This window comes from Stenotrophomonas sp. GD03958 (assembly GCF_029839005.1).
In the GTDB taxonomy this organism is placed as follows: Bacteria; Pseudomonadota; Gammaproteobacteria; order Xanthomonadales; family Xanthomonadaceae; genus Stenotrophomonas; species Stenotrophomonas hibiscicola.
In genome coordinates this window covers 25233-41021 of record NZ_JAOBZT010000020.1, presented here as the reverse complement: position 1 = coordinate 41021, position 15789 = coordinate 25233, and the positions used below count along the sequence as shown (strand labels likewise).

The window sequence follows — 15789 nt, the reverse complement described above, 5'->3', positions numbered from 1 at the left end:
AGGTTTGATCATGGCTGCTTCCAACACTTCTTTCCTGCACGGCTGGCGCCTTTTCGTGACCATGGCTGTGGTCCTGATCGCCGTCGCGCTGGCGGCCTTCGCCCTGTATCCCGATGCAGCCGAAGGCAGCCGAGCCGCGATCCGGGTCACTGCCCGCACATCGTTCCTGCTGTTCCTGGCAGCGTTCACCGCATCGTCGTTCGCCAGCCTGCTGCCCGGCCCGTTCACCCAGCACATGTTGCGCGAGCGGCGCATCATCGGCCTGTCATTCGCGTTCTCGCACCTGCTGCATGCGGTGGCGATCACCGCCTTCGGCATCCTCAACCCCGCGTTCTGGCCGGCACGCTCGGCCCTGGCCAACCTGCCGGGCACGATCGGCTATGTAGCCATCCTCGCCCTGGCCATCACCTCGCATCGTGGCATCGCCCGCCGCATGGGCCCCACCGTGTGGCGTCGCCTGCACGTGACCGGCATGTGGATCATCGCCGCAGTGTTCACCTATTCGTACTTCAAGCGCGTGCCCGGCAACTTCTGGTACGCGGCACCCTCCGCGTTGCTCTTCACCGCTGTCGTGGTGCGTGCGATCGCCAAGCGGGCGCAGTCGCTGCGGCGCAATGCGCATGCGCGGCCACCGCTGCGGAGTTCTTGAGGAGGCGGTTACCTGTAGAGCCGAGCCCATGCTCGGCTGCCCCTGGCTCAGCCGAGCATGGGCTCGGCTCTACAGAGGGATCCCAGCACGATAGGCAGCGAATTCCCTGCGGAAAGGGATATGCCCCACTTCAGGTCACGGGGCGCGGCGCAGCGTGATCAGGGTGATTTCCGAGGACACCCCGATGCGCGCGGGGAATCCGGCCCACAGGCCAGCGCCATTGCTCACGTACAGGGTCATCCCATCCACGTCGTAGCGGCCGGAGACGAAGCCACCATTGGCCCGCTTCACCAATTGGTCCATGCCGATGATCTGCCCGCCGTGGGTATGCCCGGACAGCTGCAGTTTGACGCCGCGCGCTGCTGCCGAGCGTGCATTACGCGGGCGGTGATCGAGCAGGATCACGGGCGCGGTGGGATCGGCGCCGGCCAAGGCGGCGTCCAGATCCGGCAGCGGCAGGCCATAACGCGCCGCCACCGGGTCGGTGACACCAGCGATGGTCAGCGCCGCATCACCGCGTCGCACCTGCAGGTGGCTGTTCTCCAGCACCTGCATGTGCAGCGCGCGGAACGCCTGCATCCATGCCTGGTACTGCGCGTAGTACTCGTGGTTGCCGGTGATGGCAATGACGCCGTCCGGCGCCTGCAGATCGGCCAACGGACGCGCGTCGTCGCGACGGGCCTCGACGCTGCCATCGATCAGATCGCCGGTGATCACGATCAGGTCCGGCTTCAGCGCGTTGCTCTCGGCCACCACTCTACGCACCCAGTCGCCGGTCAGCAGACGGCTGGCATGGATGTCGGTCAGCTGCAGCACGCGATAGCCGTCGAACGCCGCTGGCAGCCCGGCAATGCTCACCTCGATCTGCCGGGCATGAGGCACCGCCATGCCCTGGCTGACACCATAACCACTGACCAGCAGCGCCAGCACGCCGGCCGCCGGCCGCAAGCGCCGCGTGCGCAATGCGGCTACCGCACGTGGCCAGCGCAGCAGGCGGGACGCGAGCAGGCCCGCATCCATCGCCAGCATCAGCAACGCCAACAGCAACACCGCCGTGGAGCCGGTAGCCAGCGCGGCGATCGCCATTTTCGGAATTTCCGGCGACGCCATCGTGCCCCAGAAGGTCGCCACGATACGCAGCTGCACGGCTACGCCCACCAGCAGCAGCGACAGTACGACCTTCTGCCAGGGGGGCATGCGCAGCGGCCAGAACAGGCGCCAGGCCACATACAGGCCCATCAACAAACCGATCGTACTCAGCACTGCAACCATCCGGGAGGGAAAGTGGGGGCCGCCATGGTGACGGCTGCGCGCGGCGTTGTGTAGCGCCGAGCCCATGCTCGGCTACTCAGGAAGCCGTCAAGCATGGCTCGACGCTACGGATGCCCCAGACGCTCCAACCGCAGGCGGGCAATGCGGCGCTTCTCCATCGCAAGCACAGTGATGCGCACGCCGGCCACCTCCAGCACATCGCCGATGTCCGGCAGCCGACCCAACTGCTCCAGCACCAGCCCGGAGATGGTCATGTAGTCGGCACTGCGCGGCAGCGATACGCCGGCCAGCCGCTGCAGGTCGTCCAGAGTCAGCGCACCGTCGGCCTCCCATTGGTCCTCGCCCTGCGCGACCACGCCATAGCGCTCGTCCTGGGTATCGACCAGGTCACCGGCAATGGCCGCCAGCAGGTCGTTGGCGGTCACCAGGCCTTCCACGCTGCCGTACTCGTCCACCGCCACCGCCAACGGCACCGGGTGCTGGCGGATCAGTTCCAGCGCCTGCAGCGCGCTGGCACTGGACAGCACGTACTGCGGCTCGCGCAGGTTGCCCTCCAACTGCAGCGGCCTCCCCTGCAGCAGGTCGGCCAGCAGGTCGCGGCTCTGCACCACGCCACGCAGGCTGTCCAAGTCACCCTCACCCACCAGCAGGCGGGTGTGCGGCGACGCCACCAGGCGTGCCACCACATCCTCCTGCCCACGCGCCAGGTCGATCCACTGCACGTCGGCACGCACCGTCATCACGCTCGACACCGGGCGATCGGCCAGGCCCAGCACGCTGCGGATCATCTCGTGTTCGGCCGGCTGCAAGCGCTCTTCAGCGTCCACCTGCCCGTCCCCCCCTTCATCGTCGTGACCATTGGCCGGGCGCGCGCCCAGCATGCGCAGCACGGCATCGGCGGTGCGCTGGCGGAACGGCAGGCGGCGCTCGTTGCGCTCGCGGTTGAAACGCACCCACTGGTTGAACGCCTCGACCAGGATCGAGAAGGCGATCGCCGCGTACAGGTAGCCCTTGGGGATCTTGTAGCCCAGTCCTTCGGCCACCAGGCTGAAACCGATCATCAGCAGGAAGCCCAGGCACAGCACCACCACCGTGGGATGCTTGTTGACGAAGCGCGTCAGCGGCTTGCTGGCCAACAGCATCAGCGCCATCGCGATGGTCACGGCGGCATACATCACGCCCAGGTTGTCGACCATGCCCACCGCGGTGATCACCGAGTCCAGCGAGAACACCGCGTCGAGCACCACGATCTGTGCCACCACCATTGCGAAGCTGGCGTAGACCTTCTTGCCATCCTCGTGGTGTTCGCGGCCTTCCAGCCGTTCGTGCAGCTCCATGGTGCCCTTGAACAGCAGGAACAGGCCACCGCCCAACAGGATCAGGTCACGCCCGGAGAAGCTGTGGTCGAACAGCGTCAGCAGCGGCTCGGTCAGTTTCATGATCCAGGCCAGTGCGGCCAACAGCACCAGCCGCATCAGCAAGGCCAGCGCCAGGCCGATCACCCGCGCGCGGTCGCGCTGGTGCGGCGGTAGCTTGTCGGCAAGGATCGCGATGAACACCAGGTTGTCGATGCCGAGAACGATCTCCAGCACGACCAGGGTTGCAAGGCCCATCCAGATCGAGGGGTCAGCCAACCATTCCATTTCAGGTCCGTTTCGTCAGTATGCAAGGGAAAAGAGCGACCGCTCAGTCAGCGTCCTGTGCCTGCGCCGGGTCGTGCCCGAGCAGGTCACCGGGCGTGCACTGCAGCTCGCGGCAGATCGCATCAAGGGTGGAAAAGCGGATGGCGCGCGCCTTGCCGGTCTTCAGGATCGACAGGTTGGCCAGGGTGATGTCGATGCGCCCGGCCAGCTCGGACAGGGTCATGCCCCTTTCCTGCAGCATGCGGTCCAGGGTAATGACGATTGCCATCAGATGACACCGTCGAGGTCATCGCGCATCGCTGCACCCACGGCGAAGACGCGCGCCAGCACGAACAGCATCAGCACGGCCACCAAGCCAGTGATCGACATGCCACCGCCGACCTCCATCCAGGTGAAATCCGGGCCCATCCAGGCCGCGTAGGCGCCGATCAGGATCGACAGCAGCTCCATCGCCAGCATCAGCCAGGCCATGCGCTGCAGGCGCTGTGCGTTGGCGTGGGTGAACGGCCGCTCGCGCGCCGCCGACTTCAGCAGCCGCAGCAGGTGGCGCAGGAACATCAGGCACAGCACCAGCAGCGCGACGATCGCGCCCAGGCCCAGGCAGAAATGCAGGAACAGGTCATTGCCATGCGCGGCGACAGCCGCAGCGTCATGCACGCTGTCGAGCAGCCAGCGGCGGTCGTGGGCGACCAGCGGCACGGCCAGCAGCGCGGCCAGGATGCCCAGCCAGCACATCGCCCTGACGGCCTGTACGGCCGCCAGGGCCAGGGTGAACAAGCCTCGCGCGGGTCTGGCGCGGGCGGGACGAGCGGTCAAGCGGCCTCCGGCATTGGGGTGGCCTCGCCGCCCCGGGGTGGATTTATCGATAAACGATATATCACATGCCGCGTGGAAGGCTGAATCGCGAGCGTCGCCCCTGTCAGGGCCCAGGTGCGCCCTGTGCCTGCATCGCTTCGCCAGGGGCGGCCGAGGCCATGGCCTGCACCCCGGCTTCGGCCGCCTGCCGCGTGACCAGGCGGAAGCGCACCTGCAGTTTGCCCTGCCCCGGCGTAGCCCAGCCGTACTGGATGGCCACCTGATCGGCCGACAGTGGCCCACGCCCTGGCAGCGACCGTACCTGCAACGGCTTCGGTGCGGCCTGCACCAACCGGGCAAACCCCTTCTGCACCACCGCCGCGTCGGCCTTCTCGGCGTAGACCGTACACGTTCCATCGTCAGCCCAGCTCACCGCATAGCGGCCACTGACCAGCGGCACCATCCACGCCACGCCCGATTGCCCCTGCAACAGCGTGGCGGCTTCGGCCGGCTGCAGCGGCGACAGCCCATTGGATTCCATCAGCGACTGCAACCGCGCCGGGGCCCCGATGTGCTGCATGCAGGCGGTATCGAACAGCTCGCTGAAGGGATCCTGCGCCGGGGCCTTGGCCTTGGGCGCACGCGCGGGTTGCGCCACCACCAGTGTGGGCAGCAGGGCCAAAGCCAGCCAGAAGAACGCAGGACGCATCGGGATTCCACGCTACGGAAAACAGCGGGGAGGATGGCAAAGGCCTGGCGCGCCGCGCAATGGCCGCGATGGCCGCCAGCCTCCCGCTGCCGGGTCAGACGGCCATTTCGCCCTGGTCCTCGCCATCCCAATAGTGGATGCGGCTGGCGCGCACGTGAATCAGCACCAGCCCCGGTGTATCCACGCCCTGCTCGAACCAGCGCTCAAGATCCTTCACCCAGTGCTCGCGCATCACAGCGCGATCGCGCACCAGCGCCGCCCTTCCCTGCACGTGCACGAACAACGGCGGCTTGCCCAGCAGCGACTTGCTGCCGGAAAAACCCAGCGCAACGGCGGGGTCAGCCTCAATCTCGTGCACCATGTCGGTGTCTTCCGTGGTGAAGAACCAGCTGTCACCGTCGTAGTCCACGTCACCGTTGTTGCTCATCGGACGACCGGCAATTTCTCCGCCGGCGCGGGTCTGCAGCATGGTGAAATCGATGTCGGCCATCTTCCTGGCCAGTTCGGGCAGGGTGAGCTGGGTCATGGTGTCGTCCTTCATCAAGTGGAATCCCAGCGTCTGCGCAGAGCGGTGACCGAAGCGTGGAAGGTCCATGGCGACTTCTTCACAGAAAACGAGATAGGGCGCGTGGCGCGTGCGTGACGCGCTGCTCACCACACCACCTGCGCTTGCAGCAGCTGCACGCCCCATCGCGCGTCGGGCGATCCTGCAGACGCTGCGACGGGTGCATGCACGCATTGGCTGACGCGTGCCATCAGCGCGTGATGCGACCGTCCCCCGCCACCCGTACCCGGTCACGCCCCTGTGCCTTGGCCTGGTACATGGCCGCATCGGCGGCACGCAGCAGGCTGCGCCAGCCCAGCGCATCGGTGCCGCCCCTGGCCACCCCGAAACTGGCGGTCACGCGCAGCACGATGCCCCCGGCCAGCGCGATGTCCATCTGCTGAAGCGCCAATCGCAATGATTCAGCCAGCTGGCGCCCGCCGGCCAGATCACCGTCGGCCAGCAGCACCAGGAACTCCTCGCCACCATAGCGGGCAATGTTGTCGCTGCGCCGCAGGTGGTGTCGCAGCAACTGCGCCACCTGCACCAGCACTTCGTCGCCGGCTTCATGGCCATGGCCATCGTTGATGGCCTTGAAGCGATCCACGTCCAGCAGGATCACCACGGCGCTTGCCTCGCCCCCCGCATGTCTCCGCTGCACCACCTCATCCAGCGCGCGCCGATTCAACAGCCCGGTCAGTTGGTCGGTACCGGCCAGCTGGCGCAGCTCGCTGGTCAACGTCGAACGCTCGCGCGATTTCTCGCGCAGCACTTCGATGGCATCGAACAGGCGCTGCATCTCGGCCAGCGGGTGGGTGACATTCTCCTCCGGACCGGGGGTATCCGAGGCAAGCTGGATCACCTGCTGCTGCGCCTGCAGCAGTGGCTGCAGGATCTGCAGGTGGGCAATGCGCAGGGCCATGCCCAGCACCACCAGCGTGCCCAGCGCGGTCGCCACCAGCACGGCCAGGCGCATGGCCTCACGGTTGCGACTACGTTCGAAGCGGGCGATGGACACGCTCAGGTAGCCATCGCGCAGCGCCTCCAGTGACTGCAGGGTCGGCACGTAGCGATTGGTGAACGCGGCGGCGGTCCACGACGGCGGCACGCCACGGCGGCCATCCTCGATCAGCTGCTCGATCATCGGCAGTGACTCACCGAAGAGCTGCCGCCGCGCCATGTCCCAGTGCCAGGACAATTCCGGGTCGCTGCGGAACACCGACTCGTGGCTGCTCGCCAACCGCCACAGCTCCAGCAGGCGGCCCTCGGTCTGCAGCGCAGCGCGCACCTGTTCCTCGCGCCACGCCCCGGTACCGCCACCGGCGCCATCACGTTCGAGGCCAGGCGGCCACCATGCTCGCGAAGATCGAACAACAGCTGGCCCTGCATTGCCGGAATCGCCGCCTCACGGTCGGCACTGACCAGCGCGTTGATCTGCGCCGAGGTCAGCAGATGCAGGCGATCAACCACCGCGAACATGCCGCTGATCGCACGCTCCACCTCCTCCACACGGCGTGCGTCATGCGGTTGCGCCGCGACATGATCGACCGCAGCCCGCGCCGACTTCAGGCGACGCTGCGCGCTGGCCAGCAGGCAATGCTCGTCGTACACGCCCGGGTCATCCTTGAACACGGTGTCCAGCTGCAGCAGGGCGGTGTCGACCCGCTTGCGCGCGGCCGCCAGCTGCGCAGCCAGCCGTGCCTGTTCGGCGGCATCGGCCGGGTCAGCCCCCAGCAGGCTGTTGGCCGGGCCTCGCTCGGCCGAAGCCAGGTTGGCAAGATCGAAGGTCTGCCGCAGCTGCCGCAGGCTGGCCAGGTTGCCTTCGGCGTCGGTGTAGCGCAGTGTTCCCTGGACCAGGGCGATGGCCATCAACGGCAACGTGCACACGACAAACAGCCCAGCCAGGATCCAGACCCAGGTCCGCAACCTGATGGGCGATACCTTGCCGGCCATGCAGAATTCCCCTGAAGTGCGGCTCACTGTAGCGACCGGCTCCGGCGGCGCCAAGCCAGTGCCGCCCGATCCGCGACGGGCGATATAGCGCAGCGCGCGCGAACGCGCCGACAATGCCGGCGCCCCGACGCCAGCCGATCAGATGCGACAGGTTTCGCCGGGTCAGATCCAGCGCTGGTCGACCAGTTCGCGCTTCACGTAGGCATAGAACACCGGCGCCGCCACCAGGCCGGGCAGGCCGAACGCCGCCTCCATCACCAGCATGGCCAGCAGCAGCTCCCAGGCGCGGGCCTGGATTTCACCGCCGACGATGCGCGCATTGAGGAAGTACTCCAACTTGTGGATCACGATCAGGTACAGCAGCGCCGCCACTGCCACGTAGAACGAGACAGACAGCGCAACGATGGTGATGATCGTGTTGGAAATGATGTTGCCCACCACCGGCAGCAGGCCGGCGACGAAGGTAATCAACACCAGGGTCTTGGACAGCGGCAGGTGCACACCGAACAGCGGCAGCACGCCCAGCAGGAAGATCGCGGTGAACACGGTGTTGAGCAGCGAGATCTTCACCTGTGCGAACACCACCTGGCGGAATGCGGTGGCCAGGCGGCTGGTGCGCCCGATCAGCTCCTGCGCCAACGGCCCCATCTTGGGCACGGGAAATTCGTCGTACAGCGCGATCATCGCCCCCAGCACCATGCCGATCAGCACGCGCACGCCCACCTGCACCACCGAGGTACCGGCCACGCCCAGCTGGCGCTGGTGCTCGGCGGCCCAGTCGTTCAGCGCCGCGCGCAGCGCCGGCATGTCTTCGGGAATGTAGGGTTGCAGCAGCGCCGGCACCTGGTGCCGCGAGGTATTGAGGATCTCCATCAGGCGCGCCAGCAGCGCGTCCGGGCCGCCGGTCTCATTGCGGAAGAACGAGGCCACGCCGATGCCGGCCAATACCAGCGCGCTGATGATGATGGCCGACAATACGATCACCGCGATCGCCCGCGCTCGTCCCGGCGGCAGCTTGCCTTCCACGGTGGAGGCCAGCACGTGGGTCAGCTGGAACACCAGCAGCCCCGACAGCAGGGTCACCACCAGGCCCAGCTTCAACGCCAGCCACATGCCCAGCAGCATCATCAACCACGCCGCGATCCGCGCAACGGGGGGCTTGGGCTGTGCAACGAGGGCGTCTTGCATGGGCGGTGCGTCCGGGCGGGGTGGCCCATGGTAGAGGATTGGTGGCGATGATTCCGGGTACAGCATGGACGAGCGCTACGCCCTCGTTCTGCGGTATGCCCACCGCCCCCGGCCCACTATTCGCCATAGCTGGCGTTGTTCTTGCCCTGGCGCTTGGCGTGGTAGAGCGCACGGTCGGCCAGTGCCAGCCAGTCCTCGACGCTGCCACCGCGCGGCGTTGCCGCGATGCCGATGCTGACGCTGAACTCGATGCCCGGTGTTGCCTGCCGTGCTGCTTCCAGCAGGTGCAGGCGGACCCGCTCGGCCACCTGCATCGCATCGATGGGCGCACAGTCGTGCAGCAGCACCACGAACTCGTCGCCTCCCAGCCGCGCAGGGGTATCACCGGGCCGGGCGAAGGCGCGCAAGGTGGACGCGATATGGCGCAGCACTTCGTCCCCGGCACGATGACCATGCGAGTCATTGATGCGCTTGAAGTCATCCACATCAAGCATCAGCAGGCAGGCGAAACCACCCTGACCCTGCGCCTTGTCCAGTGCCTGCTGCGCGCGGACGATCAGAAAGCCGCGGTTGGCCAGCTCCACCAGCGGGTCCATCCGGCTCAGCCGCTTCAACTGGCGGTTCTGCGATTTCACCCGACGGGCCAGCTGCCAGCTGAGAATGCTCAGCCCGATGCCATACACGAACAGGAACGGGATGCTCAGCATGATCGTGCGTTGCGAGGTCACCGGCTGGATTGGGAAGCCGAGCGCCCACCAGGTGAGTGCGAAGCCCAGCAGCAGCGCCAACGTGGCGCGCGTCGCCAGGCGCACGCCACCGGCTGCGATCTTGTCGGCCACCAGCAGCGCGGCAAACAGCGCGCTGGGCACGGCACTGAGCGCCATGAATGCGATCCAGCCGCCGCCGAACAGGGAATCGGCCACCATGCAGCGGAACTGGACGCGCGCCGGCTGGCGGGAGCGCCGGGTCAGCAGCAGCGCCAGCGCGGGCCACGCCAGCGCGTTGAGCAGCAGCAGGACCCACGCCCATCCGCCATTCTGCCGTTCGAGGATGATCGACGCGATGGGGATCGCCCCCAGTCCATTGCCGACAAAACGCATCCAGCCGATGCGACGTGCCGCGCCAATGCCTTCGACCGCGCCTTCCGCCGAATCGGTGAAGAATGGCATTGCCCCCTCCTGCGCGATCGCACCTGCTGCTACGGCCCTTGCCGGGCTGGCTGCCGGTGAGTCTGACAGGTTCGCGTCAATTCGGGATCAAGGCGGCGCCCCGTGGCGCGGTTTTCACCCGCCCCTGGGGGCCGCCGTGGAACCGCGCAGCATGAAGCTGAACTCCAGCGTCTGCTGCAGCGGCACATCGACCTGTTCGATGATGGCGAGCAGCAGGTTGACCGCGCGCTCGCCAATCTGCCGCATCGGCTGCCTGATCGTCGTCAGCGGCGGCGTGAGGTAGCGCGAGGAGGCCAGGTCGTCAAAGCCGACGATGGACAGGTCCTCCGGCACGCGGATGCCCAGCTCCCGGCAGGCAGCGAGAGTGCCCAGCGCCATCTGGTCGCTGAAACAGAAGACCGCAGTCGGCACCGGCGCGACGGCCAACATCGACATCGCAGCTGCATGGCCGGACTCCACCGAAAAGTCACCCGGCATGATGTTCAGCTGGCGCAGGCGCCCGCGCGCCTTGCCCGCCGCCCGGACCCCTTCCATCCGTTGCTGGTGCAGCGGATTGTCGGGGGGGCCTCCCACCACCGCGATCCGTTCGTGTCCCAGTCCATACAGGTGTTCCATCACCGTGCGCGCGGCGGCGGCATTGTCGATGTGGACGCTGGGAATCCCCAGTGCGGGATCGAATTCACAGCCGTTGACCACCGGTGCGGCGGAACCGCGTTGCTCAACGATGTCACGCGCCGTAGGTGGCAGGCGATGCCCCAGCACGATCATGCCGTCGGCCTCGTTGCGCCGGAGCATCTGCGCGTAGCGCTCCTCGCGGTCCGGTTGATGCTGGGTATCCCCCAGCAGGACCGCGTAGCCGACCGCCTGCGCTGCGTCCTCCGCGCCCTGCAGGATCTGGGCGAAGAACGGATTGGCAATGTCCGGGACGGTGACCAGGATCTTGCCGCTGCGGTGGGTCTTGAGCGTGCGCGCCACCGTGTTGGGCACATAGCCCAGCGCGGCGGCCGCCTGCTCGATGCGCGCACGGGTGGCCGGCAGGACCTTGTCCGGCCGGGACAGTGCCCGCGACACCGTGCCGGCGGAGACGCCGACGTGCTTTGCGATGTCGTAGATGGTGGCCATGGCGTTAGTTCTCCCGTCCGCTGTGCAGTGCACAACAGGTCCTGCGTGCGCCCCTGCTAGGATAATGCAATCGATTGCATCGAGGGCGAATCACGTTGAAGACGCTCAAGGGTCCAGCGCTGTTCCTGGCGCAGTTCATCGGCGACACAGCTCCTTTTGATCGGCTGGACACGCTGGCCGGATGGGCCGCGGGCCTGGGCTATTCTGGCGTACAAGTTCCCACCTCCGCACCCCGCCTGTTCGATCTGGCCGAGGCGGCACGCAGCCAGGCGTACTGCGACGATATTGCCGGCATGCTGGCCGGTTACGGCCTTCAGATCACCGAATTGTCTACCCATCTGCAGGGGCAGCTGGTCGCGGTCCATCCTGCCTACGACAGCCTGTTCGACGGATTCGCACCGGCGAACGTGCGCGGCAACCCGCCGGCGCGCCAGGCGTGGGCGGTGGAGCAGCTGCGGCTGGCGGCTCAGGCCAGCCAGCGCCTGGGGCTGGCCGCGCATGCCACCTTCTCCGGCGCACTGGCCTGGCCCTATTTCTATCCGTGGCCGCAGCGCCCGCCGGGCCTGGTGGAAGAAGCCTTCGCCGAACTCGGCCGCCGCTGGCGACCGATCCTGGATGTCTTCGACACCTGTGGCGTGGACCTGTGCTTCGAGCTCCACCCGGGCGAGGACCTGCACGATGGCGCAACCTTCGAGCGCTTCCTTGACGTGGTCGATCACCACCCGCGCGCGAAGATCCTGTACGACCCCAGCCACCTGCTGCTGCAGCAGATGGACTACCTCGGTTTCATCGATCGCTACCACGCGCGCATCGGCGTCTTCCACGTGAAGGACGCGGAGTACCGGCCCAGCGCGCGCAGCGGCGTGTATGGCGGCTACCAGGACTGGATCGATCGCCCGGGCCGGTTCCGTTCACTCGGTGATGGCCAGATCGACTTCAAGGCGATCTTCTCCAGATTCGCGCAGTACGACTTCCCGGGCTGGGCGGTACTGGAATGGGAGTGCTGCCTGAAGCACCCGGAAGACGGTGCACGCGAGGGCGCCGCCTTCATCCGCGATCACATCATCCATGTAACCGAACGCGCCTTCGACGATTTTGCCGGGAGCGGCACGGATCTGGAATCACTTCACCGCATGCTGGGAATCTGAACCATTTCCGCCCCGGGAGGGCAAGCCATGACGCACGCGATGTCGCGCCTGGGCGCGATGATGTTTCTGCAGTTCTTCATCTGGGGGGCGTGGTTCGTCACCCTGGGGACGTACCTTGTGCAGGGCCCCTTGCAGGCCAGCGCGAGCCAAGTGGCAACCGCGTTCCTCAGCCAGTCCATCGGCGCCATCGTCGCACCCTTCCTGGTCGGCCTGATCGCGGACCGCTATTTCGCGGCGCAGCGCATCCTGGCAGTACTGCACCTGGCTGGCGCGGTGCTGATGTGGCTGGCTTCCACCGCCACCAGTTTCAGCGTGTTTTCCGCGTGCGTCATGGGCTACATGCTGCTGTTCATGCCGACGCTGGCCCTGGCCAACAGCGTGGCGATGCGGCACATGCAATCGCCGGAGAAGCAGTTCCCGCTGGTACGCGTGGCCGGCAGCGTCGGCTGGATCGTCGCAGGCGTGCTGATCGGCTGGCTGGGCTGGGAACAGGCGCATCGGCTTGAACTGACGTTCCGGATGGCGGCTGCGGCATCGCTGGTGCTGGGCCTGTATGCGTTCACCCTGCCGCACACGCCACCACTGGCGCAGCAGCGCGAGGCCGGGCTGGGACAGATCCTGGGGCTGGATTCGTTGCGGCTGCTGAAATCGCGTGCCTACCTGGTGTTCTTCCTGGCTTCCATCGCCATCTGCATTCCGCTGTCGTTCTACTACAACTTCACCAATCCGTATCTCAACGACCTGGGCGTGCAGGGCGCCGCCGGCCTGCAGTCGCTGGGCCAGGTGTCCGAAGTGCTGCTGATGCTGGCCATGCCCTTCCTGTTCGTGCGGCTGGGGGTGAAGACCATGCTGGCGGTCGGCATGGCCGCCTGGGTGGTGCGCTACGCCCTGTTCGCCTTCGGCGATGCCGGTGGCGGTTTCCCGCTGCTGGTGATCGGCATCGTGCTGCACGGCATCTGCTATGACTTCTTCTTCGTCACCGGCCAGATCTACACCGACGCCCATGCCGGCCCCGCCGCGCGCAGCAGCGCACAGGGCTTCATCACCCTGGCCACCTACGGCGTGGGCATGCTGATCGGCACCTTCCTGTCCGGTGCCGTTGTGGAGCACTTCACCACCGCAGCAGGCCCGGACTGGCAACAGATCTGGTTGTTCCCGGCCGGTGTTGCACTGGTGGTGCTGATCGCCTTCCTGCTGTTGTTCCGCGACCGCCCGGCAGCTGCTGCAGCGCCGTACACACCCTGAGGAGACCGGCCGATGCCCCACCTTGGAATCGCAATCGTTGGTACCGGCATGATCGGCGCGGTGCATCGCCGCGCGGCACTGCTGGCGGGCGCCGCGGTACGCGGCGTACTGGCCTCGTCGCCACAGCGCGCGAGCGAGGTGGCACACGCGTGGAATGTCCCGCGCGCCTATCGCGATATCAATGACGTCGTCGCTGACCCCCAGGTACAGGTCGTGCACATCTGCACGCCCAACCACCTGCACCGCGCGATGGCGCAGGCCGCGCTGGAAGCCGGCAAGCACGTGATCTGCGAGAAACCGTTGGCGACGACGCTGGACGATGCACGGGCGCTCGCGGCGCTGGCTGCCTCGACCGGATTGGTTGCCACCGTCCCCTTCGTCTACCGCTACCACCCGGTGGTCCGCGAGGCGCGTGCACGCATCGCGCAGGGTGAACTTGGGCCGTTGCACCTGATCCATGGCAGCTACCTGCAGGACTGGCTGCTGGACCCGGCCAGCAACAACTGGCGGGTTGACCCGGCGCTGGGCGGCGCGTCGCGCGTGTTCGCCGACATCGGCTCGCACTGGTGTGACCTGGTGGAATGGGTCAGTGGCGAACGCTTCACCGAAGCGAGCGCGGCGTTCGCCACGGTCATCGCCGAGCGCAGCGCCACCACTGGCCAGAGCTTCAGCACGCCGGCGACAGGCGGCGCAAGGCAGGCGGTCGAGAGCGAGGACGTGGCCGCAGCGATGTTCAGGACCGGCGCCGGCACGCTGGCGTCATTGACGGTCAGCCAGGTCTCGGCCGGACGCCACAACCGGCTCTGGTTCGAGATCGATGGCGCCAATGCGAGCGTGGCGTTCAACCAGGAGGATGCCGAGCGGCTGTGGATCGGCCGGCCCGAGCAGCGCGAGGAAATCTTCGTGCGCGGCCCGGGTGCCGGCAGTGCCGAACAGCGCCGGTTGTCGCCGCTGCCAGCGGGGCATGCCCAGGGCTACGGCCACTGCTTCGAAGCGTTCGTCGCCGACACCTATCGTGCCGTTGACGGCGAGCGCTTCGAAGGCCTGCCCACCTTCGAAGACGGCCTGCGCTCGGCGCGGATCGTCGATCGCGTCATTGCATCGGCCAGGTCACGCGCCTGGACCGCCATCGGTTGAATCCCGGGAGGAACTGTTGATGAAAGCTCTTTTCCGTAGAAGTGCAGGTCTCATCCTGCTGCTCGCTGCCCTGCCCGCCTTCGCAGACGAAGCGGCCACCACGCAGAAGCCGATCGCGGTGCAGATGTACACCCTGCGCAATGCAGGCTCGCTCGACCAGCAGCTGAAAATCGTCCACGACGCGGGCGTGCGCGCGGTGGAGACCGTCGGAACGCAGAACGTCAGCGCTCCGGAACTGAAGCGACTGCTGGACCGGTACTCGATCAGGGCGGTTTCGTCGCACGTGCAGCTGGCCGAGCTGCGCGACAACCTCGATGGCGTGGTGGCCTTCAACCGCTCGATCGGCAACACCACACTGGTGGTGCCCTACCTGGACCAGAAGGACCGTCCGCGCGATGCCGCCGGCTGGACCGCATTGGGCCAGGAGCTGGGCCGGATCGCCAGACAGGTGCGCGTCAAGGGCATGCAGCTGGCCTATCACAACCACGATTTCGAGCTGGCCGACTTCGACGGTCAGACCGGGCTGGAGCTGCTGTTCGCAGCGGCCGGACCCGATCTGAAGACCGAACTGGACCTGGCCTGGGTCGCGCGAGCGGGACTGGACCCGGCGGTGACGCTTGGCAAGTTCCGCGGTCACGTTTTTGCGGTACACGCCAAGGACAATGCACCCAAGGGCCAGGCCGAAGACGAAGGTGGTTTCGCTGCGGTCGGCCAGGGCGTGCTGGACTGGAACGCGATCCTGCCGGCCGCCGCCACCGCTGGCGTGCAGTGGTACATCGTCGAACACGACCAGCCACGCGATCCGGCCAAGGTCATCCAGGCCGGCGCGGACTACCTGCGTGAACACCTGCCCAACGTGCCCGCCCGTGCACGGCACTGACGCATGAAGGAGTTCCCCATGAAAATGATCCTGGCAGTGGCCGTAGCCCTGGGCGGCGTGAGCCATGCAGCCGCAGCCTGGGCCAAGGACGATCCCGCCGCTGGCGCGAAACTCTACGCCCAGCACTGCACTGCCTGCCACGGTGCGGAACGCGCCGGCGTACCGCCGACCTTCCCGGCGCTTACCGACGTCGGCAAGCGGCTTCAGCCCGCCCAGGTCAAGGACAGAATCAGGAAGGGCGGCGGGTTGATGCCGCCCTTTGCCCAGCTGTCGCAGCAGGAGATCGACGACCTCGCCAGCTATCTGGCGAAGTAGGCGGCCGGCGACCACGCCGG

The 15789-nt window shown here is 67.1% G+C and carries 16 protein-coding genes and 1 pseudogene; 7 read left to right on the top strand and 10 right to left on the bottom strand.

Features of this window, described 5'->3' with window-relative positions:
• Positions 1-10 precede the first annotated feature (10 nt).
• The gene (locus N5C25_RS08525) at positions 11-649 is read left to right on the top strand and encodes a ferric reductase-like transmembrane domain-containing protein (protein WP_279936788.1); all 639 of its coding nucleotides are present in this window, start codon (positions 11-13) and stop codon (positions 647-649) included.
• A 135-nt stretch (positions 650-784) separates the two neighbouring features.
• Here the strand turns inward: N5C25_RS08525 and N5C25_RS08520 are convergent, their stop codons facing one another.
• From N5C25_RS08520 to N5C25_RS08490, 7 genes and pseudogenes are all read right to left on the bottom strand, one after another.
• Positions 785-1921: a metallophosphoesterase gene (locus N5C25_RS08520; protein WP_279936787.1), complete on the bottom strand. Its 1137-nt coding sequence runs from the start codon at positions 1919-1921 to the stop codon at positions 785-787.
• Positions 1922-2025: 104 nt separating this feature from the next.
• Entirely contained in the window at positions 2026-3564 is a 1539-nt protein-coding gene (locus tag N5C25_RS08515) for a TerC family protein (protein ID WP_279936786.1), read from the bottom strand.
• A gap of 43 nt (positions 3565-3607) precedes the next feature.
• Positions 3608-3832 carry a helix-turn-helix transcriptional regulator gene (locus N5C25_RS08510; RefSeq protein ID WP_005408494.1) on the bottom strand — a complete coding sequence of 75 codons (225 nt, stop codon included), beginning with the start codon at positions 3830-3832 and terminating at the stop codon, positions 3608-3610.
• Positions 3832-4299 carry a DUF2975 domain-containing protein gene (locus tag N5C25_RS08505; protein WP_026346953.1) on the bottom strand — a complete coding sequence of 156 codons (468 nt, stop codon included), beginning with the start codon at positions 4297-4299 and terminating at the stop codon, positions 3832-3834. The genes N5C25_RS08510 and N5C25_RS08505 overlap by 1 nt, the downstream gene beginning before the upstream one ends.
• Before the next feature lie 184 nt (positions 4300-4483).
• Positions 4484-5068, bottom strand: a complete 585-nt coding sequence (locus N5C25_RS08500) for a hypothetical protein (RefSeq protein WP_279936785.1) — start codon at positions 5066-5068, stop codon at positions 4484-4486.
• Positions 5069-5162: 94 nt separating this feature from the next.
• On the bottom strand, positions 5163-5594 hold the full coding sequence (locus N5C25_RS08495; protein WP_026346954.1) for a pyridoxamine 5'-phosphate oxidase family protein: 432 nt from the start codon (positions 5592-5594) through the stop codon (positions 5163-5165).
• 229 nt (positions 5595-5823) lie between these two features.
• Positions 5824-7538, bottom strand: a pseudogene (locus tag N5C25_RS08490) (GGDEF domain-containing protein).
• Here N5C25_RS08490 and N5C25_RS08485 point away from each other — a divergent pair.
• Positions 7474-7653 carry a hypothetical protein gene (locus tag N5C25_RS08485; protein ID WP_279936805.1) on the top strand — a complete coding sequence of 60 codons (180 nt, stop codon included), beginning with the start codon at positions 7474-7476 and terminating at the stop codon, positions 7651-7653. The pseudogene N5C25_RS08490 and the gene N5C25_RS08485 overlap by 65 nt on opposite strands.
• A gap of 74 nt (positions 7654-7727) precedes the next feature.
• Here the strand turns inward: N5C25_RS08485 and N5C25_RS08480 are convergent, their stop codons facing one another.
• The 3 genes from N5C25_RS08480 to N5C25_RS08470 all read right to left on the bottom strand — a co-directional run bounded on the left by N5C25_RS08480 (position 7728) and on the right by N5C25_RS08470 (position 11044).
• A complete protein-coding gene (locus N5C25_RS08480) occupies positions 7728-8753 on the bottom strand; it encodes an AI-2E family transporter (RefSeq protein ID WP_279936784.1) in 1026 nt (341 codons plus the stop codon).
• Positions 8754-8869: 116 nt separating this feature from the next.
• Entirely contained in the window at positions 8870-9922 is a 1053-nt protein-coding gene (locus tag N5C25_RS08475) for a sensor domain-containing diguanylate cyclase (protein WP_279936783.1), read from the bottom strand.
• A gap of 114 nt (positions 9923-10036) precedes the next feature.
• Positions 10037-11044, bottom strand: a complete 1008-nt coding sequence (locus tag N5C25_RS08470) for a LacI family DNA-binding transcriptional regulator (protein ID WP_058980811.1) — start codon at positions 11042-11044, stop codon at positions 10037-10039.
• Between the two features lie 95 nt (positions 11045-11139).
• Between N5C25_RS08470 and N5C25_RS08465 the strand changes: the two genes are divergently transcribed.
• From N5C25_RS08465 to N5C25_RS08445, 5 genes are read left to right on the top strand one after another with little or no spacing between them, the layout of a single operon-like run.
• Positions 11140-12192: a sugar phosphate isomerase/epimerase family protein gene (locus N5C25_RS08465; protein ID WP_021203068.1), complete on the top strand. Its 1053-nt coding sequence runs from the start codon at positions 11140-11142 to the stop codon at positions 12190-12192.
• Between the two features lie 27 nt (positions 12193-12219).
• A complete protein-coding gene (locus N5C25_RS08460; RefSeq protein WP_134730415.1) occupies positions 12220-13437 on the top strand; it encodes a nucleoside permease in 1218 nt (405 codons plus the stop codon).
• 12 nt (positions 13438-13449) lie between these two features.
• Complete coding sequence (locus N5C25_RS08455; protein ID WP_155029107.1) at positions 13450-14574, top strand: Gfo/Idh/MocA family oxidoreductase; 1125 nt, start codon at positions 13450-13452, stop codon at positions 14572-14574.
• A gap of 19 nt (positions 14575-14593) precedes the next feature.
• Positions 14594-15454: a sugar phosphate isomerase/epimerase gene (locus N5C25_RS08450; protein ID WP_279936782.1), complete on the top strand. Its 861-nt coding sequence runs from the start codon at positions 14594-14596 to the stop codon at positions 15452-15454.
• 18 nt (positions 15455-15472) lie between these two features.
• Positions 15473-15769 carry a cytochrome c gene (locus N5C25_RS08445; protein WP_279936781.1) on the top strand — a complete coding sequence of 99 codons (297 nt, stop codon included), beginning with the start codon at positions 15473-15475 and terminating at the stop codon, positions 15767-15769.
• Positions 15770-15789 lie beyond the last annotated feature (20 nt).

Excerpts from the sequence above, each read along its gene's own strand:
- N5C25_RS08525 (WP_279936788.1), top strand. The coding sequence starts at position 11 with ATGGCTGCTTCCAACACTTCTTTCCTGCACGGCTGGCGCCTTTTCGTG.
- N5C25_RS08520 (WP_279936787.1), bottom strand. The coding sequence starts at position 1,921 with ATGGTTGCAGTGCTGAGTACGATCGGTTTGTTGATGGGCCTGTATGTG.
- N5C25_RS08515 (WP_279936786.1), bottom strand. The coding sequence starts at position 3,564 with ATGGAATGGTTGGCTGACCCCTCGATCTGGATGGGCCTTGCAACCCTG.
- N5C25_RS08510 (WP_005408494.1), bottom strand. The coding sequence starts at position 3,832 with ATGGCAATCGTCATTACCCTGGACCGCATGCTGCAGGAAAGGGGCATG.
- N5C25_RS08505 (WP_026346953.1), bottom strand. The coding sequence starts at position 4,299 with ATGTGCTGGCTGGGCATCCTGGCCGCGCTGCTGGCCGTGCCGCTGGTC.
- N5C25_RS08500 (WP_279936785.1), bottom strand. The coding sequence starts at position 5,068 with ATGCGTCCTGCGTTCTTCTGGCTGGCTTTGGCCCTGCTGCCCACACTG.
- N5C25_RS08495 (WP_026346954.1), bottom strand. The coding sequence starts at position 5,594 with ATGACCCAGCTCACCCTGCCCGAACTGGCCAGGAAGATGGCCGACATC.
- N5C25_RS08485 (WP_279936805.1), top strand. The coding sequence starts at position 7,474 with ATGGCCATCAACGGCAACGTGCACACGACAAACAGCCCAGCCAGGATC.
- N5C25_RS08480 (WP_279936784.1), bottom strand. The coding sequence starts at position 8,753 with ATGCAAGACGCCCTCGTTGCACAGCCCAAGCCCCCCGTTGCGCGGATC.
- N5C25_RS08475 (WP_279936783.1), bottom strand. The coding sequence starts at position 9,922 with ATGCCATTCTTCACCGATTCGGCGGAAGGCGCGGTCGAAGGCATTGGC.
- N5C25_RS08470 (WP_058980811.1), bottom strand. The coding sequence starts at position 11,044 with ATGGCCACCATCTACGACATCGCAAAGCACGTCGGCGTCTCCGCCGGC.
- N5C25_RS08460 (WP_134730415.1), top strand. The coding sequence starts at position 12,220 with ATGACGCACGCGATGTCGCGCCTGGGCGCGATGATGTTTCTGCAGTTC.
- N5C25_RS08455 (WP_155029107.1), top strand. The coding sequence starts at position 13,450 with ATGCCCCACCTTGGAATCGCAATCGTTGGTACCGGCATGATCGGCGCG.
- N5C25_RS08450 (WP_279936782.1), top strand. The coding sequence starts at position 14,594 with ATGAAAGCTCTTTTCCGTAGAAGTGCAGGTCTCATCCTGCTGCTCGCT.
- N5C25_RS08445 (WP_279936781.1), top strand. The coding sequence starts at position 15,473 with ATGAAAATGATCCTGGCAGTGGCCGTAGCCCTGGGCGGCGTGAGCCAT.